This is a genomic window from Bacillus sp. A1 (genome assembly GCF_042296235.1).
Classification (GTDB): Bacteria; Bacillota; Bacilli; order Bacillales; family Bacillaceae; genus Bacillus; species Bacillus velezensis.
Window position 1 is genome coordinate 1,334,461 of sequence record NZ_CP141181.1, and the last position, 26,093, is coordinate 1,360,553.

Sequence of the window (26,093 nt, forward strand, 5' to 3'; positions counted from 1 at the left end):
CTGTTTTTATACAAACAACAATGAAATGAGCCAGCTTGCGCCGAATAACAGAAGCACGAGCAGGAAAAAGCACCAGTCGGCGCGGCGCACAGTAACAGTTCTGTAAAACGTGCGGTTTCGGCTCCCCGTAAAGCCTTTAGATTCCATCGCGATCGCCGTGCGTTCCGCCTTTCTGATTGCGCCTGCCAATAGCGGAATGGTGAAGCGCCTGAAGGCGGAGAGCTTTCCTTTCAGCCCTGAATCAGACGCCGCGCCCCTGATTCTGTGCGCCTGCCGGATGATCAGGATTTCATCTTTCAGAAGAGGGAGAAACCGGAACCCCGCGATAACGCCGTATGCAAGCTTGGGCGGCAGCTTACACTGCTGAATCAGACTGAGCATGAACAGAATCGGATCGGTTGTGAAAAGAAACATCATCGACAAAGCGGAAAAACATAAAATACGAAACGCGATAGAAATCCCGAGCGCCGCGTTATCACTGTTGACGGCAATCGGCCCGAGCTTAAACAGCAGGTTGCTTCCGGTTGTCGGGACGTTTCCGAATACGGCGGCTGTCCATAAAGAACCGAAGGCCAGAATGACAAACGGAATCGTGAACAGCAGCCATTTTTTCAGCGGCACACGCCCCGCCGAGAGGACGCCTCCCGCAATGATGATATAAAACAAAGCAGGGGTGTACGGATTATAAATAAACGACAGCATAATGACGCATAACAATACAGCCGCCGCCTTTATTGACGGGTTAACAGCCTCCAGCCGCAAGTTCATTTCTCCGCCTCCTGTCGTGTTTCATCCATTCATACCGCAGCGGCAAAGCCAAATGCGCCTGCTCGGCGATCCCGGTGTTATCAGAAAATAAAGCGTCGGGAGTTCCCCGGAATACCAGTTTCGTGCCGCAGAGCACAAGGATCGTGTCGGCATAATCTGAGACGAGTTCCATATCGTGTGTCACCATCAAAACAGCCGTTCCTTCCTTTTGAATCTCACGGAGCATTTGCATACACTCCCGCGCCGTTTTGGCATCCTGTCCGAAAGTCGGTTCATCAAGCATCAAAACGTTCACATTGTGCATAAGCATTGTCGCGACGCTGAGCCGGCGTTTTTGTCCTTGGCTTAAAGAAAACGGATGCTGTGAGGCATGGCGTCTCAGGCCGAATCGGGTTAACAGCTGAAGAGCTTTCTCCTTTGCGGCTCTGCTGCTTTCAAAACCGAACATCAGCTCTTGAATGACGGAATCTGTGACAAATTGGTGTTCAGGATTTTGGAAAACATATCCGGTCAGCCGCCGCAGCTCTTTTTCAGAATAGGAATCAATCGGTCTGCCGTCTATTTTGATGTCTCCGCCCAGCGGACGGATGAGCTTGGCCGCGGCAGAAAGGAGCGTGGATTTTCCTGTTCCGTTAGGGCCGGCAATCGCGGTGATTGAACCTTTTTTTACGGAAAAGCTCACATCCTGAAAAATGACGTCTGCTCCTCTTGAGAATGACAGCTCGTGAACGTTCAGCGCGTCTTCTGCCGAAAGCGCGGCGGGCCGGGGTTCGGGCAGAGATGGTACAGGTTCGTGAAACAGCTTTTCTTTACACAATGTAAAAGGAATGCTGACGTGCTCCTGCAATGAGATCACACACGGAATCGGAATGCCGAGCTGCATCAGCTCTTCAATCTTTGTTTCAAAGATAACGTCCGTCTCTCCGTCCATCACCTTCTGACCCATTTCGTCAAGGACAATCGTCCTGTCCATCCACGGCGCCCAATGATCAAGCTGATGTTCGATAACGAGAAGGCCGAAGCCTTTTTTTGCTTGAAGATCTTTGATCAGCCGCACTAATTCACGTGCGGAATATGGATCAAGCTGTGCCGTCGGTTCGTCCAAAATAATGAGTTCCGGTTCCATCGCAATGATACAGGCAAGCGCCACTTTTTGTTTTGAACCGCCTGACAGCGAAGCGATCGTTCGCGTTTTCAGATGAGTGATCTCTAATTTTTCTAAAACGTCATCGATGATTGCGTCCATATCTTCTTTTGTATATTGCAAATTTTCCAAGCCGAAGGCGATTTCATCTTCAACCGTCAGCATGCAAAACTGCTGGTCCGGATCTTGAAACACGACGCCGATGGACCTGGCGGCGGGTTCTGTCAGATGTGAAAGAGGTGTTCCGTATAAAGAAACGGTTCCCGATTGAACCCCATCGCATGCTTCCGGGTACAGACCAGTTAAACAGAGAGCGAGCGAGCTTTTGCCGCATCCGCTCGGCCCGAGCAATAAAGCCCGCTCTCCTTTGCGGAGCTGAAAGGACACGTTTTGAAGAATCGGCTTTTCATCCTGATCATAAGAAAAGGTAAGACAGCCGGCCGATAGAAGGGGCTCAGATGCCTGCATCTTGGTTCACCTGTTTCTTTTTCTTCTTGAATTGTTTTCCGAGCGCCATGCCGTTCAGCACCCCTGTGTAAGCCAGCGCATCACTGATTGCTTTGCCGAGAAGGCCGGCAAGAAGCGCACCTGAGATCAGACGGACAAGAAGCATGACGGCTAATAAACCCGGATTCAAAACAGAGTATCCGGAAACGAACAAGTCATAAATGAAGCTCGTCACAGAAGACCCCATACCGGATAAAAGAAGCACGGGCAGGGTATAAATCCGCCAGCGTGTCGCAAAAAAGACCGCTTCCGCACCGATTCCCTGTGCGATCCCGATCAGAATCACCATCGGTCCTGACGGATTTCCGAGTAAGCACTCCACAAACGCGGCGATGATTTCAGAAACAAGAGCCGCTCCCGGTTTTTGAATAATGTACGCGGCAATTACCGAGACGATAAACCAGATACCGTAAATCGGTTCGTAGCTCATCCGGCCGAAAAACCCTGCCGCTATATTGCTTGCATGAGTTGATACTAAATAAATGACAGCAAATACAACACTGATGACGGACATGACGACAATTTCTCTCATTTTCCAATTTTTCATTGTGATCTCCTGCTTTCTTATCGGATAGTCGTATGTATGAAAGAGTTGATTTTGTTACAGGCGGTTTATATTCAGTTTCATATTGCAGTGTCCTCCCCCGTTTTTGAATGAAAAATAAAAAACTGCATATCCGAGGGAATATGCAGCAGCAGAACGAAAACGCATGGGGAAAAACCCTGCGCTCCGGTCAATCTGCACTTCCCCACGCTGGTATTATCCAGATCGGGTTATAAGGGATCAAAACACGCCTGCCGCATGTTTTATCTCAGCCGATAACAGCACCCCTAGTGCGTTTCCTATACAGTTTTTTATGATGACATCATCATAGTTGATCATGTCTGATTTGTAAACAGCCTTTCTCCAAACAGAGTTTGGAATCGGACCGGATGATCATTCATAAAGATAAGAAGAGCCCTTTTGATCAAAAGGAAACGGAGGACATCTATGTTTGTTCATACAGTGCAGTCTGGCGACTCGTTATTTTCCATCAGCAGAAAGTACGGATACCCTGTTGACAGCATCAGAAGCGTCAACGGGCTTGAGGAAACGAATATCGTTCCGGGGCAGGCGCTTTTAATCCCTCTTAATGAATATACGGTTCAGCCGAATGATACGTATGCCGTTATCGCAGGTAAGGCTTATGTGCCGCAGATGCAGCTGATGCAGGCAAACCCGGATATTCCGCCGAACCGGCTGCGGGCGGGTATGAAAGTGAAGATCCCTGATATCTCTAACTATCTTGCGGGAACCCTGCAATTTTATGTCATTCGGACGCCTGAAGCGGATAGAGAGCTAATTAATGATTTTGCGCCGTATTCTTCGGCGATTTCTTTGTTTGAATATCATTTTGGACCGAACGGAGATATCATTAACGATTTAAACGACAGAACCGCAATAGAAACCACATGGCAGAACAGAGTGCGCCCGCTTGCCGTCATTACGAATCTGACAGAAGGGGGATTCAGTCCGGAGTTAGCCCATCAAGTGCTGCAAAATCCGACGGCAAGAACGAATCTCGTCAACAATATCGTCTCCTTAACCGTAAGAAAGGGATACGGCGGTGTAAATATCGATTTTGAACGGGTCAGAGAAGCTGACAGGGACCTCTTCACAGGATTTCTCCGACAGTTAAAAACCCGGCTTTCAGAGCATCAGCTCGCGTTAACGATATCGGTTCCGGCGAAAACAAGTGATGCAGTGCCGTGGCTGAGGGGATATGATTACGGCGGAATCGGAGCCGTCGTCGATTATATGTTCATTATGGCGTACGACTGGCACCACGCCGGCAGTGAGCCGGGACCCGTGGCGCCTTTGACAGAGGTCAGGCAAACGATCAATTTTGCCATCAGCAGGGTGCCGAGAAGAAAAGTGATTCTCGGTGTTCCGCTGTACGGGTATGATTGGGTGATTCCGTACCGTCCGGGAACGATCGGATCCGCCATCTCCAATCAGCGCGCCATGGAAACGGCCATGAAGCATCAATCAGTGATCCGTTATTCTCAGCAGGAGCGTTCCCCTTACTTCCGGTATACTGATGAAAATGGAAGAACGCATGAAGTGTGGTTTGAGGATGTACGGAGCATGAGTGAAAAAATGGTTCTCATTCGGGAGTTCGGACTGCAGGCGATCGGCGCGTGGCAATTAACGCTCGGTTTCAAACCGGGCCCGTGGCTGCTTAGGAACTTTTTCACGATCCGAAAAATATAGCTGCATGTCCCCCTCCGCAAGTGATTTTTTTTCCTATGATAACGGGTCTTCTTTTGGACAATCTAAAATTGAACAGGAGGTCTGTCATATGAAGAAAAGGGAAGAGCAGTATATCAACGAGGCTGAGTATGTACCGCATCCGACAAAAGAAGGGGAGTACGCGCTCATGCTGCATGAATCCTATCATTTCCTTTCAGAAGAGGATGAAAGCGATTTGCCGGAATAAGGGCTTTATGCCTTTATTCCGTTTATTTTATAGGCATGTGCTGAAATCACAAATTTAAGGTTGACACATTCCTTTTTTTTCTGTAATCTCAGTGTGTCAATTCAAATAAGAACTTCGTTAGGTGAGGCTCCTGTATGGAGATACGCTGCTGCCCAAAAATGTCCAAAGACGCCAATGGGTCAACAGGAATCATCGACATAAGGTGATTCTTAACGCAGCTGGATGGCTGTCCTATGCCATACAGTGCTAAAGCTCTACGATTGGAGGCCCCGCACGTTTATTTGCCGTGCTTGTTTTCGCCTTCATATCGGAAGGTTTTTTTTATGCCTCAAAACGTACACGACTGAGCATGATAAGGAGGTGCGGAGTATGGATTCTCCCCATTCGAGTATGTCAGAAGAAGTACCCATATACAGCCAGATAACCAGTGACGACATGATGAGGAGACAAACCGCCGCACTTCCCTTGACGGACGGCGCGTCTCCGTAAAGGAGGTACGAGTCCCGATGGTCCAAAACATGACCTATGACGAACTCATATTACGCATTATCATTTTATTGCGGGACGGAAAAATAAAAGAATTCCGAAACATGATAGATGAGCTTCAGCCCTATGACATGGCATTTTTGTTTAAAGAAATGCCGGAAAAGCACCGGGCCCGCTATCTGTCATATATGACGGTTGATGACATCACCGACATGATCGGAGAGCTGGAGCGGGAATTTCAGCTTGCCGTTTTGCATAAAGTCGGTAAAACGAAAGCCACTCTCGCAATGAATAAAATGGATAACGACGATCTCGCCGCATTGCTGGAAGAGATGGATGAAGAACTGAAAGAACAGCTTTTATCCAGCATGGAAGCTGAGGAATCAAAGGCCGTACAGCTTTTGATGAACTATCCGCAAGAATCGGCGGGCCGGATGATGACGAACCGCTTCGTCTGGATTCCGCAGCATTATACAGTAAAAGATGCGGTCGTGAAGCTGAAAAGCTTTGCAGAAATCGCAGAATCAATAAATTATTTGTACGTGATTAATGACAGCAAGCAGCTTGTCGGAGTGCTCTCTTACAGAGATTTAATTCTCGGCGAGCCTGACGATAAAGTGCAGGATCTCATGTTTACACGTGTCATCTCGGCCGGGGTGCTCCAAGACCAGGAAGAAGTCGCCCGGCTGATCCAGCGGTATGACTTTTTAGCCATTCCGATCGTGGAAGAAAATCATGTGCTTGTCGGTATTGTCACTGTCGATGATATTATTGACGTCGTGATTAAAGAAGCCGATGAAGATTACGAAAAATTCGCAGCCTCCGGTAAGGCGATTACATTTGATACGAAAGCGTACGTTGCAGCGTACCGCCGTTTGCCGTGGCTCATTCTGCTTTTGTTTATCGGATTGATTTCCGGAAGCATTCTGAATTATTTTGAAGATACATTGCAAAAAGTAGTCGCCCTCGCATTTTTCATGCCGATGATTGCGGGAACAACGGGTAATACAGGCACACAGTCACTCGCCGTCGTCATCAGAGGACTGGCTAAAGAAGAAATGAATAAAAAAACCATCTTTAAACTGATTTTCCGTGAATTAAGAACCGGTATCTATATCGGCATCGTCTGTGCGATCGCGATTACGATTGTCGCAACCGTCTGGCAGAAAGACTTAACGCTCGGTTTTGTCGTCGGTTCATCGCTGCTTGCAACGTTGATTATCGGTACGATGGCCGGAACGATCGTCCCTATTATTCTTCATAAACTGAACATTGACCCGGCGATTGCATCAGGACCGCTGATTACGACGCTGAACGATATTTTGTCCTTATTAATTTATTTCGGCATTGCAACTGCATTTCTTCATGCTTTATAAAAAAAGTCCGTCTCACAGGAGGCGGACTTTTTTGATCAGCGGTTTTTATACTTAAAATGAGCATTAAGCTGTCCTTCCAGCATTTTTTTGCGGAGCTGCGGGTCGTTTTTGAGAGCCTGTTCTTTTTTTCGCATGTCTTTTAAAATCTCAGCCGTCTGCACGCCGTCTTCCCGCTTGTTGGCAATATCCATCAGCCGCTCAACGTCCGCGAAGGAATACTTTCTCGTTCCCCGTGATGAACGCTGCGGGTAGATTAATTTCCGTTCTTCATAGTATCTGATCTGTCTGACTGACAATCCGGTTAATTCGCTTACAATGCCGATCGAGATTACTTTTTTATCTTTGTAAGATTGTTCGTCTGTCGTCATTTTTCCACCCCTGGATGTCTTTTACTCATATTATATAAGAAAAAAAGAGAAAAAACCTGACGCTTGTCAGGTTTTCTGACGCGGAATAGAAAATTTTAGAAAAAAAGCGGCAGAAAAATTGACAAGGTTAATGCATGGTCCTTTGCCCCGTTTTATGCTTACTGTACAGACACAATGAGGAGGAAGGATAGGAATGGAGAAAGAAAAAGCGGTTTCGCTGGCAAAAGAAATCATTGAATTAGATATGAAACGCGATGAAATGCTGGAGGCGTTCATGCAGCTTGCCGGGGAACATGCTTTTCCGCTGCTCAGAGCCGTCCAGAACGGACTTTACCGAAAAACATCATAATCCTACAGAAGTTTTACAATGGCTTTATACGTCTTTGATATAAAAGCGTTATTCTGATCATAGAATAACGGAAAACAAAGGAGGCCGCCATGAGTCGTTTGCTTCAAAATGCATTGGACAAAGAGAGAAACCATTATTCCAAAAAGCTTCTGCAGATCGGAGTCTATACGAAAGAAATACTCAATTCCATGACAATTACGGAGCTGAGAAAGGAATACGCGTATTTTTTTCGGAACATTCCCTATAAAGAACGGAACCCTTATACAAATTAAATGATGTATAAGGGTATTTTTTTATATAAAAAAGAAGGAATTCTGAAAAACGGCACGAATAGAATATAAAACAAAGAACGACTCTTATGAATTGTAAGGGTTTACATTATTTTTTTATAAAAATCTTAAATACGGGGTAGATATGATGAGATTATCATTTAACGAAGAAGAAGTGATGCGTTCGATGAATTTGTACAAAGTTTTTGCAAGGGCTTTCAAGAGTGTGTCTGAACACAGCATCCGCGACAGTAAAGAACACGGTTTTAATCCGACTGAATTTGCCGTTTTGGAGCTGCTCTATACGAGAGGACCGCAAAAGCTTCAGCAAATCGGGTCGCGTCTTTTGCTTGTCAGCGGGAATGTCACCTATGTCATCGACAAGCTTGAAAGAAACGGGTTTTTGGTCAGAGAACAAGACCCGAAGGACAAACGGTCTGTTTACGCCCATTTAACTGATAAAGGAAACGAGTATTTGGATAAAATTTATCCGATTCATTCATTGAGAATTGCGAGAGCGTTTTCAGGACTTATGCCTGAAGAACAGGAACAGCTGATAGCCTTACTGAAAAAAGCGGGAATTCACAGCCAGCATTTGCTTTTCCGTTAAAAGAAAGCGGATACAAACACTCTTCTTCACGAAGAGTGTTTTTTTCTGTTCCGGACAGTAGAGCCTGAAGCGGTTTTTGCATAAGCTGATACAGGTCGGCATCATTATTTACCAATCATAATGTGACATGCCCCATGCCAAAATATGAGGGTGCTTTGAATATAAAGAAGGTGAACATGTGAGAAGCTGTCTGCTGTCTATATGGTACTTACTTGATCCGCTTTATTTCTTCTTTACCCGGCTGACGCTGATTGATAAACGGCAATCGAATGTATTCCGCGTCCGTTTGACAAGATATAAAGGAAAAGAAGTCATCCTGAGCGACGGAACCAGAATTAAAAAAAACGACGTGTTAGTTAAGATTCATCTTCATAATGTCAAACTCCTGAAAGAGCTGCAGCCTATTGAAAGCGCGGTCAGAAGGGGGATTATGCTATATCAGAAGGTATATCAATCCATGCCTCATTTAGCGGATTATATTAACCAGCATAAACGGAAAGACGAGATTAAGGGAGTCGTCGGCATTACAATGCTTCATAAAGGAGCGGCGAGACTCGGTTTTGATGTGATAAAACCGTCCAGCGGCTGCTACAGGCTGTTTAAGAAAGCGGCCCATATTCCGATTTTATACTTTACTGCAAAACAGCTCACCCTCAAAAACATTCCTTACTCCTGCTATTTATTTATTTCCAAAGAAAAATTGATGTGCACGTATCAGACTGAAAAGAGCTGACAAAAAGCGTCAGCTCTTCCTCTTGATTTGCTCAAGCACGATTGAAAGCGGGCCGTCCTGCGGATTCCGGTAAAAATCATAAAACGGATCTCCCTCTGTCCTGACGCGGTTCACTACTGTATCGATCGTATAATCATCAGGTGTTAAAGAGGAGTTGACTTCGCTCCAATAAAGGGGAGCCGCAACCGTTCCCAATTCGTTGCCCCGGGTCGAATAGGGGGCGATAATGGTTTTCCCTTCGGCATGCTGCAAATAATCTAGGTAGAGCCTGCCGTTTCGGTTTTTGATAAACCGCTCTGTCGTAAAAAGATCCGGGCGCGTCCTGACGCAATAATCGGCGATGAGCATTGTGAACGCACGGGTTTCTTCATAGCTGAATGCTTCCGGTGAAAGCGGGATGTAGAGCTGAATGCCTTTATTTCCGGAGAGCTTCGGGAATGACGTAATGCTGAATGAGTCAAACAGCTGTTTCAGCACATGCGCAGCCTCCACTGCCATAGGAAAATCATTCCTTGACGGAGGATCAAGGTCAATGACAATCTCTGCGGGTCTTTCAGAATGCACTGTCTGAAACGGAACGTGAAATTCAAGCGCCAGCTGATTGGCCAGCCATAGAAGTGACGGTATGCTGCTGCATACGATGTGCTCGTGGCTCCCGTCAAACACGCTTGAGACAAAGTCCGGCGTGTAGTCCGGTTTGTTTTTTTGAAAAAAAGATTCGCCAGGCGCGCCGTGCGGATAACGGATCACCGTGACGGCCCGATCTTTAAGAAAGGGCATAAGAAAATCGCTCATTTTCACCATATAACTAAGGAAATCTGCTTTCGTTTTTTCACGTTTTTTAAAAACGATCTTATCCAGGCTTGTGAACTGCAGCTTCGGCGGCAGCGTTTTAGAGCGGAGGGTGAGCTGCTGATACGTGCATTCCGTCCAATCCATTTCAAACTGAAAAGACACAAAAGATACTTCACGCAGCGTGTCCTGCAATATGGTTAAATACTGCACGGTCATGCAGATAGAAGGCTCAAGTGTATACTCGCCGCTTGGCAGTTTTTTTCCGTGGGTCTCCATAATGGTTCTGACGGCGTTTTTTTCTTCCGCCTGCATGCCGTGGGAAACGGAAGCGATCGGGACGACGGTGCCGTCTTTTAAAACAGAGGCTGTTACATACCCGTTTTTCGGATTAAACCCGGTTAATAGCACATGTGCCGTTTTCATATGTTTATACTTTTGCCAGTCGGGAGAGCGTTTATTTTCCGCCCAGCCGCTTGATGCTCTTTTTGCTACGACACCTTCTCCGTCATGGCGGACGACCTTGTCCCAAAGCGCATCAAAGTCAGTGTGTTCCGGAATGTATTGAATCGCTTCTTCCGCTAAGTGATGAGGGCAGGCGGGAAGATTTGCTTCTTTAAACAGTTTGGAAAGGGCGCGCTTCCGTTTCACATACGGTAATGAGACGGTGCCGGCGCCTTCCAGAACGAGGAGATCAAATGCCAGAAAGCGGCACGGCCGTCTATCAGCGGTGCTTTCAATTGCTTCCGTCCGTTTTAAACGTCCGCGGATTTGAAGATGCTCAAAGTCCGCTCTGTACGGATTGATTAAATAGACAAGCTCTCCGTCAAGCGTAATGGGGAACCTGTCTTTCATGTGCTGAAAACACCGGGCCGCAAAAGCCGTGATTTCTGGAAATTGATTCGTCAGCGTCTGTCCGTTTCTGCTGGTTAATGTAACGCCGCTTTCGTCTATGCGGAGAAGACAGCGGAATCCGTCATACTTTACCTCATAGCGCCACTCACTGCCTTCAGGCGGTACAGAGGTCAAAATCGGCTGCATCGTCAGCACCATGATTAAGATGTTCCGGCTTTTTGTCTGGTCGTCTTTTGCTTTTTGCCTCTGCCGCCTGCTGACGCGGCGTCTTTTGTCCGCGCCGGTGCAGCCTGTTCGCGATCCGGCCGCTTCGTCCGGTCAATGCTTGCCTGAAGCGCGCTGACAAGATCAATGACATCTTCGCGCGGGCCGGCAGCAGCCGGTGTCACGCCCGCTTCTTCATGTTCGAGCTTATCGTTAATTTTAGCGAGAAGGGCTTTCCGGTATGTGTCTTCGTATTGTTCCGGGTCAAACTCGGTTGTCAGTTCATTAATTAACGTAATCGCCGTCTGCAGCTCTTTTTCATTAACGGCTGTCTGCTCGGGAACGCCCGGCACATGTCCGGCATTTCTGACTTCATCCGGATAATGAATGGATTCCATCACGATGCAGTTGTCATACACGCGAAGAATCGCAAGCTGCTGTTTAGAGCGGATCGTAATGGAGGCAATCCCGATTTTACCCGTCGTCCTCAGCGCTTCCCGCAGAAGTGTATAGGCTTTTGTGCCGTTATCTCCCGGCCCGACATAATACGACCGGTTAAAATAAATCGGATCAATTTCCTGCAGCTGGACAAAGTCAACAATCTCAACCGCTTTTTCTTCATGTTCCTGTTTTACGTCTTTCAAGTCTTCGTCTGTCATAATGACGTATTTCCCTTTTACATACTCATAGCCTTTCACGATTTCATCAGGTTCCAGACTTTTTTCACATCCGGTGCAGATTTTTTCGTATTTAATCGGCGCATGGTCTTCTTTATGAAGACTGCGGAATTTTATATCTTTATCTTCAGTGGCCGCAAAGAGCTTGACCGGGATATTGACGAGACCGAAACTGATCGAACCCTTCCACATCGTGTGCATGAATAAAAACTCCTTTTTGTCTTTATTGTGGATAAACGGGTCCGTTCCATGTGTAGCAACTTATGGGTGATGCGGCGCTTCATGGAGCGGCTGTTCCATTTCCTCAGGCGGAAATGGTCGGCTGAAAAGCAAATGAATTCTCTATTTACAATCAGTGAATCGGTAAGTTCTTTAAAGCGCTGAAGTCCCTGAAAATCATCAGTGGTAATCAAAAAGATTATACAAAATCATTCCCCGGGAAATGCCCACGCATTCCCATGTAGTGACTGAGAGAATTTCCCGCTCCCATATGAACTGAATCCACGGTCAGCCGCCGCTTACCGCGAAGGGTAACTTTTCCGGAGATCTTCAGTGATGTAAACGCCGCCAGACAAGCAATCAGGAGACAGGCGGGACGTTGTATTGCGCTTATTCCCTCCCGCTATACCGATCTGAAACGACTCACATTTATAACGGGCATGTCTAAAAGATATTTCAGCCTCAAGGTTTTGTGTTAAAATCATTCTTAAGTTTCGGAATATAGACGTAAGCCGGGAGTGATAGATCATCGAAGATTTCATCATATCAATAATAGAGGCGTTTAAAAGCTTATCTTACGCCGGGATTTTTTTGGCGCTCAGTATAGAATTCATCCCGGCGGAAATTGTTCTTCCGCTTGCGGGCTATTGGGTCTCAAAAGGGGATATGACGCTTGCCGGGACCGTGTTTGCCGGTTCGCTCGGCGGTGTTTCAGGTCCGCTTGTCTTATATGGAATCGGCAGGCTGGGCGGTCGGCCGTTTTTGCTGAAATATGGAAAGTATATATGGATAAAACCCGAATCCCTGCAGAAATCAGATGATTTCTTTCAGAAGCACGGAGGTTTGGTCGCGTTCAGCGGCCGTTTTATACCGGGGGTCAGGACGCTGATTTCTTTGCCGTGCGGCATTGCGAAGATGAATGTCTGGGTGTTCTCCCTATATACATATGCAGCGATGCTGCCGATTACATTTGCTTACGTATACCTCGGAATGAAACTCGGGGAAAATTGGAAAAGCGTCGGTTCCATTCTCGATCAATATATGCTGCCGCTCGGTATAATCATTGTGTTGCTTCTCATTCTTTGGATGTCTTTAAAGAGAAGAAAACAGCGGGCCAAAACAGAAAAAATTTCTCAATTTGTTAAAAAAGTTAAGCGTTGACAAATGATGAAACAGGCTTTATCATGAGCGTATAAACAAATATTTCTTGAAATCCCAAAGGGGAGTAGCGTCCGGATATTCCGGAAACAAAGTCGTCAATTCATGGATCATATCCATCGGCTTTGTTGGCATGCCAATCATTCATGTCTAGCAAGACCTTTGCCTTATATCGGCAAAGGTCTTTTTTGCGTAAAAAAACCGCCGGTATAAGCTCGGATGATAGAAAAAAGAAACGGAGGGAATGGATTGGACTTTGCATTATTATTGGAGTATGGACGGGTTCTTCTCGTTTTAATCGGGCTGGAAGGGATTTTGGCGGCGGATAATGCGCTGGTGATGGCTGTGATGGTGAAGCATCTTCCTGAAAAACAAAGGAAGAAGGCTTTATTTTACGGATTGGCGGGCGCATTTATTTTGCGTTTCGGGTCGCTGTTCGCCATTTCTTTTCTGGTGAATGTTTGGCAGGTCCAGGCCGTCGGCGCTTTATATCTGTTTTACATTGCGGTCAGCCATTTGCTGAAGCGGTATGTATTTAAAGATAACGCCGGTCAGAAAACGCAGAAAGAAAGCGGGTTTTGGCAGACTGTCTTGAAAGTGGAGCTCGCGGACATCGCTTTTGCCGTTGACTCCATTTTAGCTGCGGTCGCGCTTGCCGTAACGCTCCCGGGAACAGAGCTTCCTGCCATCGGCGGCTTGGACGGCGGTCAGTTTCTCGTTATTTTAGCTGGCGGCGTAATCGGTTTAATCATTATGCGTTTTGCGGCATCAATGTTCGTATCCTTACTGAAAACCAGGCCGGGCCTTGAAACGGCGGCATTTGTGATTGTCGGATGGGTAGGAGTAAAGCTCGCTCTTTATACATTGGCCCATGAGGAACTCGGTATAATTCCGGCAGATGTCATCCATTCGGCGGCCTGGAAAATCATTTTCTGGGCGGTTCTGGCTGCCATCGCGGTTTGCGGATGGTTTATGTCAGGAGCAAAACAAATAGAGTCTGGCGCGGAATCGGAAAAAAGAGAACACGCGTAAAATGATCAAAAAGGGAGTCTGGCTTTTTAAAAAGCAGGTTCCCTTTTTTGTTTGAAACGCTTACATTTAAGACATATGATAACAATTTTATAACAGCATTGTTACAAAAAACACAGAGAAAACCCCCTTAATTCTGCATGGGGGCACGAAATCATGTATAGTACGTCTTATTGGCTTGTCATAATTGAGACAAATGAAATCGATTTCTCTTTTTCTTCCTTTGCGAATCCCTACTAAATTAGCTATGATTATGAGTAGTTATAGGGAGGAACTGAGGTGAAACCAGTGCTTAGCCTTTTGTTTAAATTGGGAAAAAAGAAGCAAACGCTTGAAACATCTGTTGAAAAAATACAAAAAGGCGACAAAGATCTGCAGAACGATTTAATACAGCAATATAAGCCTTTTATCGCGAAGACGGTTTCATCCGTTTGTAAACGATATATAGATGAAAAAGACGACGAATTCAGCATCGGGCTGATCGCGTTTAACGAAGCCATTGAAAAGTATTCGGCTGAAAAAGGTAATTCGCTGCTTGCATTTGCAGAGCTGATTATAAAAAGAAAAGTGATAGACTATATCAGAAAAGAAGCAAGAACCGCTCAGCATATCAATATGGATGTGCAGGAAGGCGACGACCAGGAATCTTCGCAGAGCCTTATCGAAGCGGAGCTTTCCATTGATGAATACCGCAAACAGATAGAGCAGGAACAGCGCCGGGAAGAAATTCTTTTTTTTCAGAAGCAGCTCAAAGAATACGGGCTGTCTTTTAAAGAGCTGCTGGAACAATCGCCGAAACATACAGATGCGAGGCAGAATGCGATTAAGGTAGCCTACACGCTTGTTGAAAATGAAGAGCTGGCGTCCATTTTGCACCAGAAAAAACAGCTTCCTGTCAAACAGCTGGAGCAGCTCGTGTCGGTCAGCAGAAAAACGATCGAACGGAACCGAAAATATATCATCGCCATGAGTATTATTATTACCGGTGATTATATTTATTTAAAAGATTATCTTAAAGGGGTGTTGCACTCATGAGAAGAGGGATCATAGTAGAGAAAAATAAAAAATTCGTCACGTTGCTAACCCCTGACGGACAATTTTTAAAAACAAAAAATGATCACCGCACTTGTGAAATCGGAGAGGAAATTACGTTTGAAGGCGAAACGCGTATGGGAAGAAGGGCCAGCTTTTTTGATTTTCTGAAACTGCGCCCTTTTAAATTGGGAGTGTTTACGATGACTGCTATTATTTTGTTTATTTTAATTTTGCTCCCGGTTTTTTCGGATAACAAAGCTTACGCGTATATGACGCTTGACATTAATCCCAGTATTGAAATGGCTTTAAACAGCAAATATGAAGTCATTGAACTGACACCGCTGAACCATGACGCCAAACAGGTCATCAGTGACATCGGAGATTGGAAAAGCAGCGATTTTAAGGAAGTCATCAGTAATATTATTACCGATTGCAGCAAGCATGGATATGTAAAGGAATCAAAAGAGATTTTAATTTCCACGGTTTATGAAAATACAGATGACAATACATATAAAAAAGGCGTTAAAAAACAGCTGGCCGACATGACTGAAAAATATAAGGGCACCTACCAGGTCCAATCGCTTGAATCTGATATGGAAACAAGAGAAAAAGCAAAACAGGAAGGGATGTCAACAGGCAGCTACATAAGAAGAAACGAAAAGAAAACAGAAGAAAAACAGCCTGAAAAGCAAACCGACGGCAATGAAACAGATCAAAAAGATACCGAAACAGACGCTGATCAAAGCGAGCAGCCGGACACAGACAAGCCGGCGGCTGATGAAAAGACAGCTCCTGATGAAGAAAAGGCAGCAGAGAAGCCGGGAAACAATGAAACAACGCCCGGTACGGAAGAAGCGAAGCCGGACAGTCAGGACGGCAATCAGCAAACCGAAAAAAATGCAGCTTCCGGATCAGAGGAAAACACACAGAAGGAACAAGATGGGGAAACAGAGCAGCCCCCAACACAAAATCCTCAGGAAAACGGAAATGACAAAGAGCCTAAGCAAAAGTATTACAATCATTACTGGAATCATGATCGCAATGAACATTGGGAATCCTATCGGCATCATGAAGATTCGTCAGACCGAAGGAATCCGAACGGCTACCGGCACGGAAAGGAGAATGCCGATAAATATCAAAATTCGCCGAGAAGTCCCGGCGAATAAGCTGCATTATTGATTTTTCCCGTTTAATTGTGATTGAGCCTGCTGTACAAGACGTTTTGTCATTTCCCCGCCTACAGAGCCGTTTGCGCGTGCTGCTGTATCAGAGCTAAGGTTCACGCCGAATTCTTGAGCCACTTCGTATTTAAATTGGTCAAGTGCCTGCTCAGCCCCTGGAACTAAGAGTTTATTTCTGCTCGCCATCTTTTTCATCTCCTTTTCTCTGGCAAGATGTGTTTTCGCATTTTAGTTTCAAACGGAACGGTATTGATTATGCTGGCAATTGTTGTACAGCAAAAAAACCCCGGCGCAGACACCGGGGCGAAGAAGCGTTATGAATTATAATAAATGGCTGATCATTTTGTAGGCCGAGGCTTGAATATGGAAAGTCAAAACGGAGAGCACCGTGACGGCGATTATGGATCTGATATTGTTCCATTGTCCGCTTCCGAGTTCTTTAAAGCAGCCTTTGAGCTTGTCCGTCTGCTCTTCGACGAGCTCCTGCAGGCTCGTTTCCTTCATCGGCGGGTTTGCCTTATGATGAAGATAATCAATCACTTGGGCGCAGCTTTCATAGTAGCTGATCGGGCTGATGACGTCGTCTGATCTGTCTGTGATCGTGTTAAAAGCGATTTTTAATATGCCGCGTATATGTTCGAAGTCATAAATTGATTTTAAATCACGTACAATGAGAAGGATGACAGCTTGTTCAATTGTATATTTTTTGCCGAGTAAGGGGTGGCCGATTAAATCTTTAATATCGCGCTTCACCCAGTTTTGGACGGCGGTTGATTTTAAAGACGTCAGCTCGCACAGATTTCCCAGCTCGACAATCTCGTTAGTTGAAAGCCCGTATTCCTTTTTCTCTTTTTTTCGTTCGAATCTCGTCAGAAATTCAGGGATATGCAGACGGCTTTCCGCTTCATCCAAGGTCATATCCGCTGAGTGCAATAAGATTTGGAGAGGAGTTGCGTCTCCTTGGCCTTTTAACGCGTAAAGAAGCCGGACCATATCAGTTCGGGTCAGTTTAAACGTGTTCATGGTTCACCTCTGATTGATTACGTGTTCACTTTTTAATATCACTGAGAATTACATTAACATCATACGTCGAAATTGTTGCATTTTCAAACAGATCATTTATAATTTAAGTAAATAAGTTCTTTTGATCTTAAAAAAGACGGAGGTAATTATGGCGAAAAGAATATTTCTGTTTATTTTAACGAACCTTTTGGTCATTACGACAATCGGAATTGTGCTTACGATTATTACAAGCGTTACCGGTGTCGGCTCGTATATACAAAATGGCCGCATTGATCTGATGGCATTGCTCGTGTTCAGTCTTGTCGTCGGTTTTGTCGGTTCTTTTATTTCTCTCGGAATGTCCAGATGGATGGCCAAAACGATGATGGGCGTCCGGGTGTTAAATCCGAAGAAACAGTCGCTCAGCTATGAAGAACAGCAATTGGTTGACCGTGTGCACAGATTGTCCCGTGCCGCAGGGATGACGAAAATGCCTGAAGTCGGCATTTATCATTCCCCGGAGGTCAATGCTTTTGCGACCGGGCCTTCTAAGCGCCGTTCGCTTGTCGCGGTTTCTTCAGGTTTATTGCAGCAGATGGATGATGCTGCGGTGGAAGGGGTTCTTGCCCATGAAGTCGCACACATCACAAACGGTGATATGGTCACGATGACGCTGCTGCAGGGAATCGTCAATACGTTCGTCGTATTCCTTTCCCGAATCGCGGCATGGGTTGCAAGCCGTTTTGTCAAAGAAGACCTCGCACCGGTCGTGCATTTTATCGCGATGATCGTGTTTCAGATTATCTTTTCCATTCTCGGCAGTCTTGTCGTCTTCGCCTACTCGCGCCACAGAGAGTTTCACGCTGACCGCGGCGGTGCAGACCTTGCCGGCAAGGATAAAATGATTCACGCCCTGCGTACGCTGAAGTCTTATACAGGACATGTGAATGAAGAAGACCAGACGGCAGTGCAGACGTTAAAAATTAACGGCAAAAAGCATTCGTCATTGTTCTCCACACACCCTGATCTCGATGAGCGCATTCGCAGGCTGGAAGCAAAATAATCAACAAAACCTCTGACAATCGTTTCAGAGGTTTTTTGTTTAAAGATCGGCAAATTACATAAGGTAATGAAAAATCTTTCTAAAAAGACCTTTAAAAATTCTCCCAATATCATTAGAATAATTACGTACTACATTTGAGAGGCAGAAGGAACTATCTTATGAAATTAAAACTGAAGAAATTCATACAGATCTTGTCGCCAGCACAGCTGATTGCATTATATTATTTTCTTGCTGTGACGGTGGCATTTATTTTGCTAAGTCTGCCGGCCGCCCACAAACAAGGGGCCAGCTGGTCGTTTATAGACGCGCTGTTTACGGCTGTCAGCTCAGTCAGTGTCACCGGTTTAACGGTCGTCAACACGGCTGATACATTCAGCACGGCCGGGATTGTCATTTTGGCTTTCGTGCTTCAATTCGGCGGAATCGGCATCATGACGCTCGGAACATTCGTCTGGCTCATTATGGGCAAACGGATCGGTCTGCGGGAACGGAAGCTCATCATGGTGGATCAGAATCAATCGCAGTTTTCCGGTATCGTCAACCTGATGAAGCAAGTGCTGTTTTTGATTTTATTAATCGAGTTTTTAGGCGGCATCATCTTAGGAACATATTTTTTAACGTATTATGATTCGTTTGAACAGGCGTACTTGCACGGATTCTTTGCGAGCGTCAGCGCCACGACAAACGGCGGTTTTGATATTACGGGAAATTCACTCGTCCCGTTCAGACATGACTATTTCGTGCAGTTTATTACGATGCTTCTGATTATTTTCGGTGCGATCGGTTTTCCGGTGCTCGTAGAAGTAAAGGACTTTTTGTTTTCAAAACAGCGCAGATATTCATTCACGCTGTTTACGAAAATTACGACCGTTACGTTCGGAATGCTCGTTTTGTTCGGAGCCGTGGGCATTTACGCGCTTGAAGCAAGCCATGTCATGAAGGGGAAAAGCTGGCATGATGTTTTATTTTTATGTCTCTTTCAATCAACCGCTACGCGAAGCGGCGGGCTTGCGACAATTGATATCAGCCAGCTGTCGGCGCCGACATTATTTTTCATCTGCGCCCTCATGTTTATCGGCGCATCACCGAGCTCGGTCGGCGGCGGAATCCGTACGACGACGTTTGCGCTTAACCTTCTTGCTCTGTTTCATTTTGCCCGGGGGAATAAAGCGGTCAAGGTCTTTAAACGCGAGCTTCACCAGGCTGATGTCATGAAGTCGCTGGTCGTTACGATGATGGCGATTCTGCTCGTGTTCGGATCGACGCTGATTCTGGCCGTGACGGAGAAAAATCAGACGCTCCTCGGACTGCTTTTTGAAGTGTGTTCCGCTTTCGGAACGACCGGCCTGTCGCTCGGGATTACTCCGCATTTAAGCGACATCGGAAAATGCGTGATCATGATTGTCATGTTTATCGGCCGGATCGGCATTTTGACGTTCCTTTATTTGATCGGCCGAAAAGAAATCGAAGCAAATTATCACTATCCGAAGGAAAGAATGATTATCGGCTGACACCGCTTTTCAGAAAGCGGTGTTTTTTATTGCCGTAAAATGGATGTGTGGAAACAGTTTCTTTGGAGATTCTACTTGTAAAGAGGTGACGTCATTGTTTGCCGTATTTTGGAAGTCGGTAGTTATGATAGCGGTCGGTACCTTTTTATTGCGGATTGCCGGACGGAAATCAATCAGCCAGCTGTCGGTGACCCAGACAGTCATCATGATTTCGATCGGCTCGATTATTATTCAGCCGTTTATTGAACATAATTTATGGGAAACTATTTTCGCGGCGGCGATTTTTATTGCGGTGTTAATCCTGATGGAATATTTAGAAATCAAATCAAGCTTTTTTGAGTTTTTATTTTCAGGAAAAACCGTCGCCGTTGTCAGAAACGGAAAAATCATCCCGGAAAACTTAAAAAAAATGCGTTTTACCGAAGCTCAGCTGTCAATGAGGATCAGGCAGGAAGGCCTCGGAGACATTCAAGATTTTAAATATGTGCTGCTTGAGCCGAACGGACAGATCGGCTATGAACTCATTGATGAGGCCAAAAACGTGACAGTGCGCGACTTGAAAAAAATGCTTGATGAATTCAAAACAGATTTGCTGACAGAAGGAGGAAATCAAATGAAACGCAAAGCAGCAAAGAATGAAGCTTTAACCAATAACAACACACCGACTGAGAGCATGGACAAAGATGCATACAAAACACAATATGACGGTGATCCCGGACTGAGAGGCGCAAACCGCAAATCAAAACACGGCAAACAAGGAGGCGAGTAACATGACGAAAAAAAACCGCCACAGCAAAGACATGCAAAACCATAAAAAGCCGATGGACCTTAAATTGCTTGAAGAAGAGTTTGCAAGCGAGCTCGGTGATTATAACGCCGGAAAATGGATTGAAACGCTTGAACAGACGAAGCCAAAGAAAAAAGAAGACGGCAAAAAATAAAAAATACCTCTTAGGCGGCAACGCTTAAGAGGTATTTTGCATTATTTCGAATAAGCACCGTTTCTTGTTCCTTTCACCGCTTCAAGCAAGCCGGTTATCCGCAGCTCAATAAACGGCTGTGCGGCCGTTTTCACCGCATTGCTGGAGAGAATGGACGTAAGAGCGGCCGTTAACATTAAGAGTATGACTAAATTCTGATAATCAGACAAGTGATCTTCAAGCCCGATCTGCCGCAGCGTTTTTATAATGAATCCATGCAGCAGATATACGTAAAACGTTCTCGTCCCCCATTTCGTAAAGAAATAACGCTTTTGCGGAACGAGCGCCAAAAAGCTGAAAGTGGCGGCAAAGGCCAAAACATACCAGCCGATGCGCGACAGACCGCTCAACAGCGACACTGTGCCGAATGTGGAATAAGGCTCCGATCCGAACAGCCACGAGTAATCAAAGTCAATGCACCAGCATAACAGGAAAACAATCCCCAGCACGCCCGCGGCAATCTGCCTGCCTCTTTTAGCCCGAAGCAAATCAAAGTGCTGTTTCTTTAAATAAAACCCGACGAGAAACATCGGAAGAAAAACAAACGTCCGTGAAAGACTCAGCGTGCTGCTGATAAAATCAAGATACCCGATCATGACGGCAAGCCCGCAGCTCGCCCCAAGCGCCCACATTTTCGGCAGCTTCGTAAAGGGATAAAGCAGCAGATTCCAAAAGAATAAGCTGACTAAAAACCAGAGAGACCACTGCGGATCAATCGGATTGACGCTTGCCATGCTTTCATCCTGAATCAAATAGTAAAAAACTGAGTAAATGCCCTGAAAAATCAGGTACGGAATAATCAGCTTCACAGCCAGCTTCTTCACATAACCTGTCCGCTTAAAGTTTTTTGCGAAATAGCCGGAAACCAGGATAAAGGCCGGCATATGAAAAGTATAAATGAATTTGTAGAGATGGAGCATAAACTCATTTCCGTTAATAAATGACCGGAGGATATGGCCGAACACCACCAGAAAAATCAAGATAAACTTGGCGTTGTCAAAGTAACTGTCTCGCGATTTTGTCATAGCATCACCTTCTCTTCAAAAATCATCCACTGCATGATTATTTCCTGTTGGTGTTCATTTTAAAATAAAAAACAAAAAATTGAAGGAGGACAAAAGGGATTGTTAGGATGATGTAACGGGGAGGTAAGGATCGTAGAAAAAGACTTTAACTTGTCATATCATTGAAATTTTCTGAAATGTATAGGGCGAATGAAGGAAGATGAGGTATTTTGTAGAAATATTGAAGGATAGGTTTTTGAAGAAGGAGTGTACTGAATGGCTGAAACTCTGGATTTGCAAACAAACGAGTCGCTGAAAGAGCAGCTGAAGCGGATGAAAGAGGAAAATGACCGCCTGAAGAGTGATTTGAACCGGTATCACATGATTATGAATAACACGCTTGATGCCATTTTTATATGCCGTAAGGAAATGAAAATCGTCCAGGCGAACGAGGCTGCGGCCCGGATGATGCAGATTGAGGCAGAGAACCTCATTAACCGCTCCGTCCTGGATTTTTTATATTCCGTGCCTCAGGAAGAACTGAATAAGGCCGTGAAAAAGTTTTTAAAAAAAGGCCATCTGTGGAAAGAGGTGCCGATTAAGCTTGACAGCGGCGCGACGAAATACATTGAATTCCTCGCCAGAGACGGAATTGGGGAGGATTATTTTTTTGTGGTGATGAGGGATATCTCCTCTAAAAAAATATTAGAGCGCGAATTCTCCATGAACGAGCAGCTGTTTAAAGATTTGTTTGACAGGGCTGTCGACGGCATCGTGCTGTTTGATAAGGACGGCGGGTTTATTGATGCGAACCTCTCTTTTTGCAAAAGCTTTGAGATCGGCCAGAATGAATTGTCCCATCTGTCGCTCCGCCATTTTACCGACGGAGAAAACAAAAAGCATCTGAAAGAAATCTGGGAAACCCTCCGCAGAAAAGGAAACGCCAAAGGAGAACTGCCCGTCAAGCTTCGGTCCGGCGAAGAGAAGCTGTTTGAATTTACGATTACGTCCAACTTAATCAGCGGGTTCTACATGTCCATTATGAGAGACATAACAGAGAAACGGCTGATGGAATTGAAACTCTTTAAAAGCGAAGAGCGATTCCGCGAAATTTTTGAAAACGCCATGGACGCGATTGTCATTTGGTCTGATGACGGAAAGATTGCCAAAGCAAACGAATCGGCGTGCCGCATTTTCGAACTGCCGATGGATAAGCTGGTGGAGACGAATTTATGTACGTTTATCGTTGATCCGCAGAAAAAATACAAGCAGATTAAGAAGAAATATGAAAAATACGGGGAAATCCGTGAAGAAATGCTGTTTCAGATGGCAAACGGCCAATTTAAAGAGCTGGAATTCACATCAAAACGAACCATACTTGAAGGTCAGCATTTAACCATTTTAAGAAATGTCAGCGATCGTAAGCGCATGGAAAAAGAATTGCGGGAAAGCGAGCTGAAATTCAGAAAAGTATTCAACGGCTCAATGGACGGCAAGGTCTTATTTGACAACCAATTCCGCATTATTGACGCGAATCCTCTCGCAAGCCGTATACTCGGTATGCCGGATGAGGAGCTGAGAGCGTACACCGTTCCGGATATTCTTTCTTTATTTGATATTGAAAACGCGGGTGTTCCCGCCAGAAAGATTGATTTAGAAGGAATGGATAATGAAATCCCCTTCCTGTTAAGCAGCAGCGACAGCCGCAAACTGGAATTCTCCTTCAAAAGAAATATCATTCAAAATATGAATCTGGCCATCTTTAAAGATGTCACAGAGGCCAAAGAGCTTGAAGAGAGGCTGCGGAAATCCGATACTCTTCATGTTGTAGGGGAGCTGGCGGCGGGCATCGCCCACGAAATCAGAAACCCGATGACGGCGCTGAAAGGGTTCATTCAGCTTCTTCAAGGAAGCATTGAAGGCGAATATTCTCTGTACTTTAACGTCATTACCTCAGAATTAAAACGCATCGAGTCTATCATCACTGAATTTTTAATTTTAGCGAAACCCCAAGCGATACTATATGAAGAAAAAGACGTGACGCAGATTATGAAAGACACGGCTGATCTTTTGAATGCCCAGGCCAATCTTGTCAATGTGCAGATCCATCTGAACCTGACCGGAAACATCCCGCCGATTTACTGTGAACCGAATCAATTAAAACAGGTGTTTATCAATATTTTAAAAAACGCCATTGAAGTCATGCCGGGCGGCGGCAATATCTACGTGACCATTCAGTCTTCTGATCAAGACCACATTTTGATTTCTATTCAAGATGAAGGAACGGGCATTTCCGAAGACAAATTAAAACGTCTGGGTGAACCATTTTACACGACAAAAGACAGGGGAACGGGCCTCGGCCTCATGGTCAGTTATAAAATCATCGAAGAGCATCAGGGCCGCATTCATGTGGAAAGTGAAGAAGGGAAGGGCACCGTTTTTCATTTGACGCTTCCGATCCGGCAGAATACGGAAGAAAGAAGGAGCGGGGAATGATCTGTTTTACAAGTGTAAGAGCGCCGTTTGGAACCGTCATCGTAACAGAGGAAGAGAGCTTTATTACCGGCCTGTTTCTCACCGGGGAAGATTTTGAGGAATGGCGGAAAGACGCGCCCGGCGTAAAGCCGTGCGAAACCGCTTTGCTGTCGGAGGCGAAACAGCAGTTGGCATCATATTTTTCAGGAGAAAGAAAGCAATTCTCTCTGCCTCTGAGACAAAAAGGCACACCCTTTCAGGAAAGGGTGTGGAACGCGCTGACGATGATTCCTTACGGGGAATCCCGAAGCTACGGCGATATGGCTGAAGCGATCGGAAAACCGAAAGCGGTGCGCGCCATCGGACAAGCCAATAAACGAAACCGGCTGCCGATTTTGATCCCGTGCCATCGGGTAATCGGCAAAAACAGCGCCTTAACGGGATACGCAGGCACGAAGACGGATGTAAAAGCGGTGCTGCTGAACATCGAACAAATATCCTATAAAGAAAAATAAAGCGTATGGCACGTTCCGTTTTTTCGCGTCCGACATATCATTTTATTAAGTGAAAAAAGTTGCCCTGATGAAAAAGGAGGACGAAGCCTGATGAAAATGAGCCGTCCGCAAAAGATAGCCGGTTATGCAGAGCTGTTTTTTAAAATGCATCTCATTACAGCCGCCCAAAAAGATGAAGTGATTACATTGTGCAGACAAAAAAACCGCTGACATTGCCTGAGGCAATATCATCAGCGGTTTTTCAGCTCAGCTGGCAGTCAGCGAATAATTGTTCAATTTCTTCCGTGTAAGAACCGGTCACAATTCCTTTCTCGGTTATTATGCCGGAAATCAGGCTGCCCGGTGTGATGTCAAAGGCCGGATTGAAGACCGGAACATCCTCGGGAGCGGTGCGTATGCCGGAGATCTGTCTGACTTCATCCGGATCTCTTTCTTCAATCGGAATCTGATCGCCGTTTTCAATCTGCAAGTCAAATGTCGAAAGCGGTGCGGCCACAAAAAACGGAATTTGAAAGGCGTTTGCCAAAATAGCGAGGCCGTACGTTCCGATTTTGTTGGCCGTATCACCGTTTTTTGCAATTCTGTCAGCGCCGACAATGACCGCAGAAATATGTTTTTCCTTCATTGTATGGGCGGCCATGCTGTCCGTAATGAGCGTGACATCAATTCCGCCCTGCATCAGCTCCCACGCCGTCAGCCGTGATCCTTGAAGAACGGGTCTTGTTTCACATGCGTAGATATGAAGGCCGAGGTCTTTTTGTTTCGCTAAGTAAAAGGGAGCAAGCGCCGTACCGTACCGGCTTGTGGCAATCGAGCCCGCATTGCAGATGGTCATGATCTGATCGCCTTTATTAAAAAGGTGCAGAGCATTTTGGCCGATCATTCGGCATGTTTCTTCATCCTCAATCTGAATTTGAATGGCTTCATGAACGAGCGTTGTCTTCGCTTCATTGATTGAGATCGCATCCCTGATCGAATCCGTAAGTCTGTCAAGCGCCCACGCAAGGTTGACGGCAGTGGGCCTCGAACTGTTTAAATACGCTTTGACATCCGCGAATTGACGTCGGAAATCTGAAAGGTCGCGGGCTTCAAATGACTTGGCGGAGAGCGCGAGTCCGAACGCTGCGGTTATACCGATGGCCGGGGCGCCCCTTACTTTCAGCGTGACAATCGCGTCGAATACATCTTCCTTTGTTTCAAGTTCCGCATATTCAGTGACGTCGGGAAGCTTTTGCTGATTTAAAATGCGGATGTAGGTTTCTTTCCATTCCACAGAACGGGGGATGGCAAATTCATTGGTCAT

General features: G+C 45.6%; 26 protein-coding genes, 1 pseudogene and 2 riboswitches. Of the genes and pseudogenes, 17 read left to right on the forward strand and 10 right to left on the reverse strand.

The features are described from left to right. Positions 1 to 6: 6 nt before the first annotated feature. The 3 genes from U2H13_RS06995 to U2H13_RS07005 are packed head-to-tail and all read right to left on the reverse strand — an operon-like array spanning position 7 to position 2,966. Complete coding sequence (locus U2H13_RS06995) at positions 7 to 768, reverse strand: energy-coupling factor transporter transmembrane protein EcfT (RefSeq protein ID WP_022553447.1); 762 nt, start codon at positions 766 to 768, stop codon at positions 7 to 9. After that, on the reverse strand, positions 743 to 2,380 hold the full coding sequence (locus U2H13_RS07000) for an ABC transporter ATP-binding protein (protein WP_289357216.1): 1,638 nt from the start codon (positions 2,378 to 2,380) through the stop codon (positions 743 to 745). Before U2H13_RS07000 ends, U2H13_RS06995 begins: the two co-directional genes overlap by 26 nt. Next, positions 2,367 to 2,966, reverse strand: a complete 600-nt coding sequence (locus U2H13_RS07005; protein ID WP_014417560.1) for an ECF transporter S component — start codon at positions 2,964 to 2,966, stop codon at positions 2,367 to 2,369. Before U2H13_RS07005 ends, U2H13_RS07000 begins: the two co-directional genes overlap by 14 nt. A gap of 182 nt (positions 2,967 to 3,148) precedes the next feature. After that, a riboswitch (TPP riboswitch) is annotated at positions 3,149 to 3,262 on the reverse strand. 148 nt (positions 3,263 to 3,410) lie between these two features. Between U2H13_RS07005 and U2H13_RS07010 the strand changes: the two genes are divergently transcribed. From U2H13_RS07010 to mgtE, 3 genes are all read left to right on the forward strand, one after another. Then, positions 3,411 to 4,673 (forward strand): glycoside hydrolase family 18 protein, encoded by a 1,263-nt coding sequence (locus tag U2H13_RS07010; RefSeq protein ID WP_014417561.1) that lies wholly within the window; start codon positions 3,411 to 3,413, stop codon positions 4,671 to 4,673. Between the two features lie 88 nt (positions 4,674 to 4,761). Beyond that, complete coding sequence (locus U2H13_RS07015) at positions 4,762 to 4,899, forward strand: transcriptional regulator SplA domain-containing protein (protein ID WP_003154740.1); 138 nt, start codon at positions 4,762 to 4,764, stop codon at positions 4,897 to 4,899. 106 nt (positions 4,900 to 5,005) lie between these two features. Next, positions 5,006 to 5,171: riboswitch (M-box (ykoK) riboswitch) on the forward strand. A gap of 234 nt (positions 5,172 to 5,405) precedes the next feature. Next, positions 5,406 to 6,761: a magnesium transporter gene (mgtE, locus tag U2H13_RS07020; RefSeq protein WP_007407216.1), complete on the forward strand. Its 1,356-nt coding sequence runs from the start codon at positions 5,406 to 5,408 to the stop codon at positions 6,759 to 6,761. A 35-nt stretch (positions 6,762 to 6,796) separates the two neighbouring features. Here mgtE and tnrA read toward each other — a convergent pair whose 3' ends face one another. After that, entirely contained in the window at positions 6,797 to 7,129 is a 333-nt protein-coding gene (tnrA, locus tag U2H13_RS07025; protein ID WP_003154734.1) for a MerR family transcriptional regulator TnrA, read from the reverse strand. A 193-nt stretch (positions 7,130 to 7,322) separates the two neighbouring features. Here tnrA and U2H13_RS07030 point away from each other — a divergent pair, with 193 nt between their 5' ends. From U2H13_RS07030 to U2H13_RS07045, 4 genes are all read left to right on the forward strand, one after another. Then, positions 7,323 to 7,478: a hypothetical protein gene (locus U2H13_RS07030; protein WP_003154733.1), complete on the forward strand. Its 156-nt coding sequence runs from the start codon at positions 7,323 to 7,325 to the stop codon at positions 7,476 to 7,478. An 89-nt stretch (positions 7,479 to 7,567) separates the two neighbouring features. After that, positions 7,568 to 7,750: a Fur-regulated basic protein FbpA gene (locus tag U2H13_RS07035; RefSeq protein ID WP_003154731.1), complete on the forward strand. Its 183-nt coding sequence runs from the start codon at positions 7,568 to 7,570 to the stop codon at positions 7,748 to 7,750. Positions 7,751 to 7,892: 142 nt separating this feature from the next. Further along, entirely contained in the window at positions 7,893 to 8,357 is a 465-nt protein-coding gene (locus U2H13_RS07040; protein WP_007610911.1) for a MarR family winged helix-turn-helix transcriptional regulator, read from the forward strand. A 178-nt stretch (positions 8,358 to 8,535) separates the two neighbouring features. Then, a complete protein-coding gene (locus U2H13_RS07045; protein ID WP_007407215.1) occupies positions 8,536 to 9,090 on the forward strand; it encodes a hypothetical protein in 555 nt (184 codons plus the stop codon). 9 nt (positions 9,091 to 9,099) lie between these two features. Here the strand turns inward: U2H13_RS07045 and U2H13_RS07050 are convergent, their stop codons facing one another. Then, complete coding sequence (locus U2H13_RS07050) at positions 9,100 to 10,935, reverse strand: DNA ligase D (RefSeq protein ID WP_121984205.1); 1,836 nt, start codon at positions 10,933 to 10,935, stop codon at positions 9,100 to 9,102. 2 nt (positions 10,936 to 10,937) lie between these two features. Next, a complete protein-coding gene (locus U2H13_RS07055; RefSeq protein ID WP_109566897.1) occupies positions 10,938 to 11,819 on the reverse strand; it encodes a Ku protein in 882 nt (293 codons plus the stop codon). Positions 11,820 to 12,362: 543 nt separating this feature from the next. On the opposite strand from U2H13_RS07055, the gene U2H13_RS07060 reads away from it, so the two are divergent. From U2H13_RS07060 to U2H13_RS07075, 4 genes and pseudogenes are all read left to right on the forward strand, one after another. Beyond that, positions 12,363 to 12,998: a DedA family protein gene (locus U2H13_RS07060; protein ID WP_376700807.1), complete on the forward strand. Its 636-nt coding sequence runs from the start codon at positions 12,363 to 12,365 to the stop codon at positions 12,996 to 12,998. Between the two features lie 130 nt (positions 12,999 to 13,128). Then, positions 13,129 to 14,027: pseudogene (locus tag U2H13_RS07065) on the forward strand (TerC family protein). Positions 14,028 to 14,303: 276 nt separating this feature from the next. Further along, the gene (gene sigI / locus U2H13_RS07070) at positions 14,304 to 15,059 is read left to right on the forward strand and encodes an RNA polymerase sigma factor SigI (RefSeq protein WP_003154719.1); all 756 of its coding nucleotides are present in this window, start codon (positions 14,304 to 14,306) and stop codon (positions 15,057 to 15,059) included. Next, positions 15,056 to 16,225, forward strand: coding sequence for an anti-sigma factor domain-containing protein (locus U2H13_RS07075; protein WP_014417566.1), 1,170 nt, complete (start codon positions 15,056 to 15,058; stop codon positions 16,223 to 16,225). Before sigI ends, U2H13_RS07075 begins: the two co-directional genes overlap by 4 nt. A 6-nt stretch (positions 16,226 to 16,231) precedes the next feature. On the opposite strand, the gene U2H13_RS07080 is transcribed toward U2H13_RS07075, so the two are convergent. Both U2H13_RS07080 and U2H13_RS07085 read right to left on the reverse strand, forming a co-directional pair. Beyond that, entirely contained in the window at positions 16,232 to 16,426 is a 195-nt protein-coding gene (locus tag U2H13_RS07080) for an alpha/beta-type small acid-soluble spore protein (protein WP_003154717.1), read from the reverse strand. Between the two features lie 135 nt (positions 16,427 to 16,561). Further along, positions 16,562 to 17,263 carry a DUF1836 domain-containing protein gene (locus U2H13_RS07085; protein ID WP_014417567.1) on the reverse strand — a complete coding sequence of 234 codons (702 nt, stop codon included), beginning with the start codon at positions 17,261 to 17,263 and terminating at the stop codon, positions 16,562 to 16,564. Positions 17,264 to 17,411: 148 nt separating this feature from the next. On the opposite strand from U2H13_RS07085, the gene htpX reads away from it, so the two are divergent. From htpX to U2H13_RS07105, 4 genes are all read left to right on the forward strand, one after another. Beyond that, a complete protein-coding gene (gene htpX, locus U2H13_RS07090; RefSeq protein WP_007407207.1) occupies positions 17,412 to 18,305 on the forward strand; it encodes a protease HtpX in 894 nt (297 codons plus the stop codon). A gap of 158 nt (positions 18,306 to 18,463) precedes the next feature. Next, entirely contained in the window at positions 18,464 to 19,816 is a 1,353-nt protein-coding gene (locus U2H13_RS07095; protein ID WP_007408478.1) for a TrkH family potassium uptake protein, read from the forward strand. Between the two features lie 94 nt (positions 19,817 to 19,910). Then, positions 19,911 to 20,585, forward strand: coding sequence for a DUF421 domain-containing protein (locus U2H13_RS07100; protein WP_021493789.1), 675 nt, complete (start codon positions 19,911 to 19,913; stop codon positions 20,583 to 20,585). Position 20,586: 1 nt separating this feature from the next. Further along, positions 20,587 to 20,757, forward strand: coding sequence for a hypothetical protein (locus U2H13_RS07105; protein WP_376700751.1), 171 nt, complete (start codon positions 20,587 to 20,589; stop codon positions 20,755 to 20,757). Positions 20,758 to 20,798: 41 nt separating this feature from the next. Here the strand turns inward: U2H13_RS07105 and U2H13_RS07110 are convergent, their stop codons facing one another. Continuing rightward, the gene (locus tag U2H13_RS07110) at positions 20,799 to 21,821 is read right to left on the reverse strand and encodes an acyltransferase family protein (protein WP_014417570.1); all 1,023 of its coding nucleotides are present in this window, start codon (positions 21,819 to 21,821) and stop codon (positions 20,799 to 20,801) included. 255 nt (positions 21,822 to 22,076) lie between these two features. On the opposite strand from U2H13_RS07110, the gene U2H13_RS07115 reads away from it, so the two are divergent. Next, on the forward strand, positions 22,077 to 24,296 hold the full coding sequence (locus tag U2H13_RS07115; protein WP_095061351.1) for a PAS domain-containing sensor histidine kinase: 2,220 nt from the start codon (positions 22,077 to 22,079) through the stop codon (positions 24,294 to 24,296). After that, on the forward strand, positions 24,293 to 24,790 hold the full coding sequence (locus U2H13_RS07120; protein WP_007610941.1) for a methylated-DNA--[protein]-cysteine S-methyltransferase: 498 nt from the start codon (positions 24,293 to 24,295) through the stop codon (positions 24,788 to 24,790). Before U2H13_RS07115 ends, U2H13_RS07120 begins: the two co-directional genes overlap by 4 nt. Positions 24,791 to 25,031: 241 nt before the next feature. Here the strand turns inward: U2H13_RS07120 and mtnA are convergent, their stop codons facing one another. Beyond that, the gene (mtnA, locus tag U2H13_RS07125; RefSeq protein WP_017417644.1) at positions 25,032 to 26,093 is read right to left on the reverse strand and encodes an S-methyl-5-thioribose-1-phosphate isomerase; all 1,062 of its coding nucleotides are present in this window, start codon (positions 26,091 to 26,093) and stop codon (positions 25,032 to 25,034) included.

What these genes read in the sequence shown, in the direction of transcription:
- U2H13_RS06995 (WP_022553447.1), bottom strand. Translation starts at nt 768, where the DNA reads ATGAACTTGCGGCTGGAGGCTGTTAACCCGTCAATAAAGGCGGCGGCT.
- U2H13_RS07000 (WP_289357216.1), bottom strand. Translation starts at nt 2,380, where the DNA reads ATGCAGGCATCTGAGCCCCTTCTATCGGCCGGCTGTCTTACCTTTTCT.
- U2H13_RS07005 (WP_014417560.1), bottom strand. Translation starts at nt 2,966, where the DNA reads ATGAAAAATTGGAAAATGAGAGAAATTGTCGTCATGTCCGTCATCAGT.
- U2H13_RS07010 (WP_014417561.1), top strand. Translation starts at nt 3,411, where the DNA reads ATGTTTGTTCATACAGTGCAGTCTGGCGACTCGTTATTTTCCATCAGC.
- U2H13_RS07015 (WP_003154740.1), top strand. Translation starts at nt 4,762, where the DNA reads ATGAAGAAAAGGGAAGAGCAGTATATCAACGAGGCTGAGTATGTACCG.
- mgtE (WP_007407216.1), top strand. Translation starts at nt 5,406, where the DNA reads ATGGTCCAAAACATGACCTATGACGAACTCATATTACGCATTATCATT.
- tnrA (WP_003154734.1), bottom strand. Translation starts at nt 7,129, where the DNA reads ATGACGACAGACGAACAATCTTACAAAGATAAAAAAGTAATCTCGATC.
- U2H13_RS07030 (WP_003154733.1), top strand. Translation starts at nt 7,323, where the DNA reads ATGGAGAAAGAAAAAGCGGTTTCGCTGGCAAAAGAAATCATTGAATTA.
- U2H13_RS07035 (WP_003154731.1), top strand. Translation starts at nt 7,568, where the DNA reads ATGAGTCGTTTGCTTCAAAATGCATTGGACAAAGAGAGAAACCATTAT.
- U2H13_RS07040 (WP_007610911.1), top strand. Translation starts at nt 7,893, where the DNA reads ATGATGAGATTATCATTTAACGAAGAAGAAGTGATGCGTTCGATGAAT.
- U2H13_RS07050 (WP_121984205.1), bottom strand. Translation starts at nt 10,935, where the DNA reads ATGGTGCTGACGATGCAGCCGATTTTGACCTCTGTACCGCCTGAAGGC.
- U2H13_RS07055 (WP_109566897.1), bottom strand. Translation starts at nt 11,819, where the DNA reads ATGCACACGATGTGGAAGGGTTCGATCAGTTTCGGTCTCGTCAATATC.
- U2H13_RS07075 (WP_014417566.1), top strand. Translation starts at nt 15,056, where the DNA reads ATGAGAAGAGGGATCATAGTAGAGAAAAATAAAAAATTCGTCACGTTG.
- U2H13_RS07080 (WP_003154717.1), bottom strand. Translation starts at nt 16,426, where the DNA reads ATGGCGAGCAGAAATAAACTCTTAGTTCCAGGGGCTGAGCAGGCACTT.
- U2H13_RS07085 (WP_014417567.1), bottom strand. Translation starts at nt 17,263, where the DNA reads ATGAACACGTTTAAACTGACCCGAACTGATATGGTCCGGCTTCTTTAC.
- htpX (WP_007407207.1), top strand. Translation starts at nt 17,412, where the DNA reads ATGGCGAAAAGAATATTTCTGTTTATTTTAACGAACCTTTTGGTCATT.
- U2H13_RS07095 (WP_007408478.1), top strand. Translation starts at nt 18,464, where the DNA reads ATGAAATTAAAACTGAAGAAATTCATACAGATCTTGTCGCCAGCACAG.
- U2H13_RS07105 (WP_376700751.1), top strand. Translation starts at nt 20,587, where the DNA reads ATGACGAAAAAAAACCGCCACAGCAAAGACATGCAAAACCATAAAAAG.
- U2H13_RS07110 (WP_014417570.1), bottom strand. Translation starts at nt 21,821, where the DNA reads ATGACAAAATCGCGAGACAGTTACTTTGACAACGCCAAGTTTATCTTG.
- U2H13_RS07115 (WP_095061351.1), top strand. Translation starts at nt 22,077, where the DNA reads ATGGCTGAAACTCTGGATTTGCAAACAAACGAGTCGCTGAAAGAGCAG.
- U2H13_RS07120 (WP_007610941.1), top strand. Translation starts at nt 24,293, where the DNA reads ATGATCTGTTTTACAAGTGTAAGAGCGCCGTTTGGAACCGTCATCGTA.
- mtnA (WP_017417644.1), bottom strand. Translation starts at nt 26,093, where the DNA reads ATGACCAATGAATTTGCCATCCCCCGTTCTGTGGAATGGAAAGAAACC.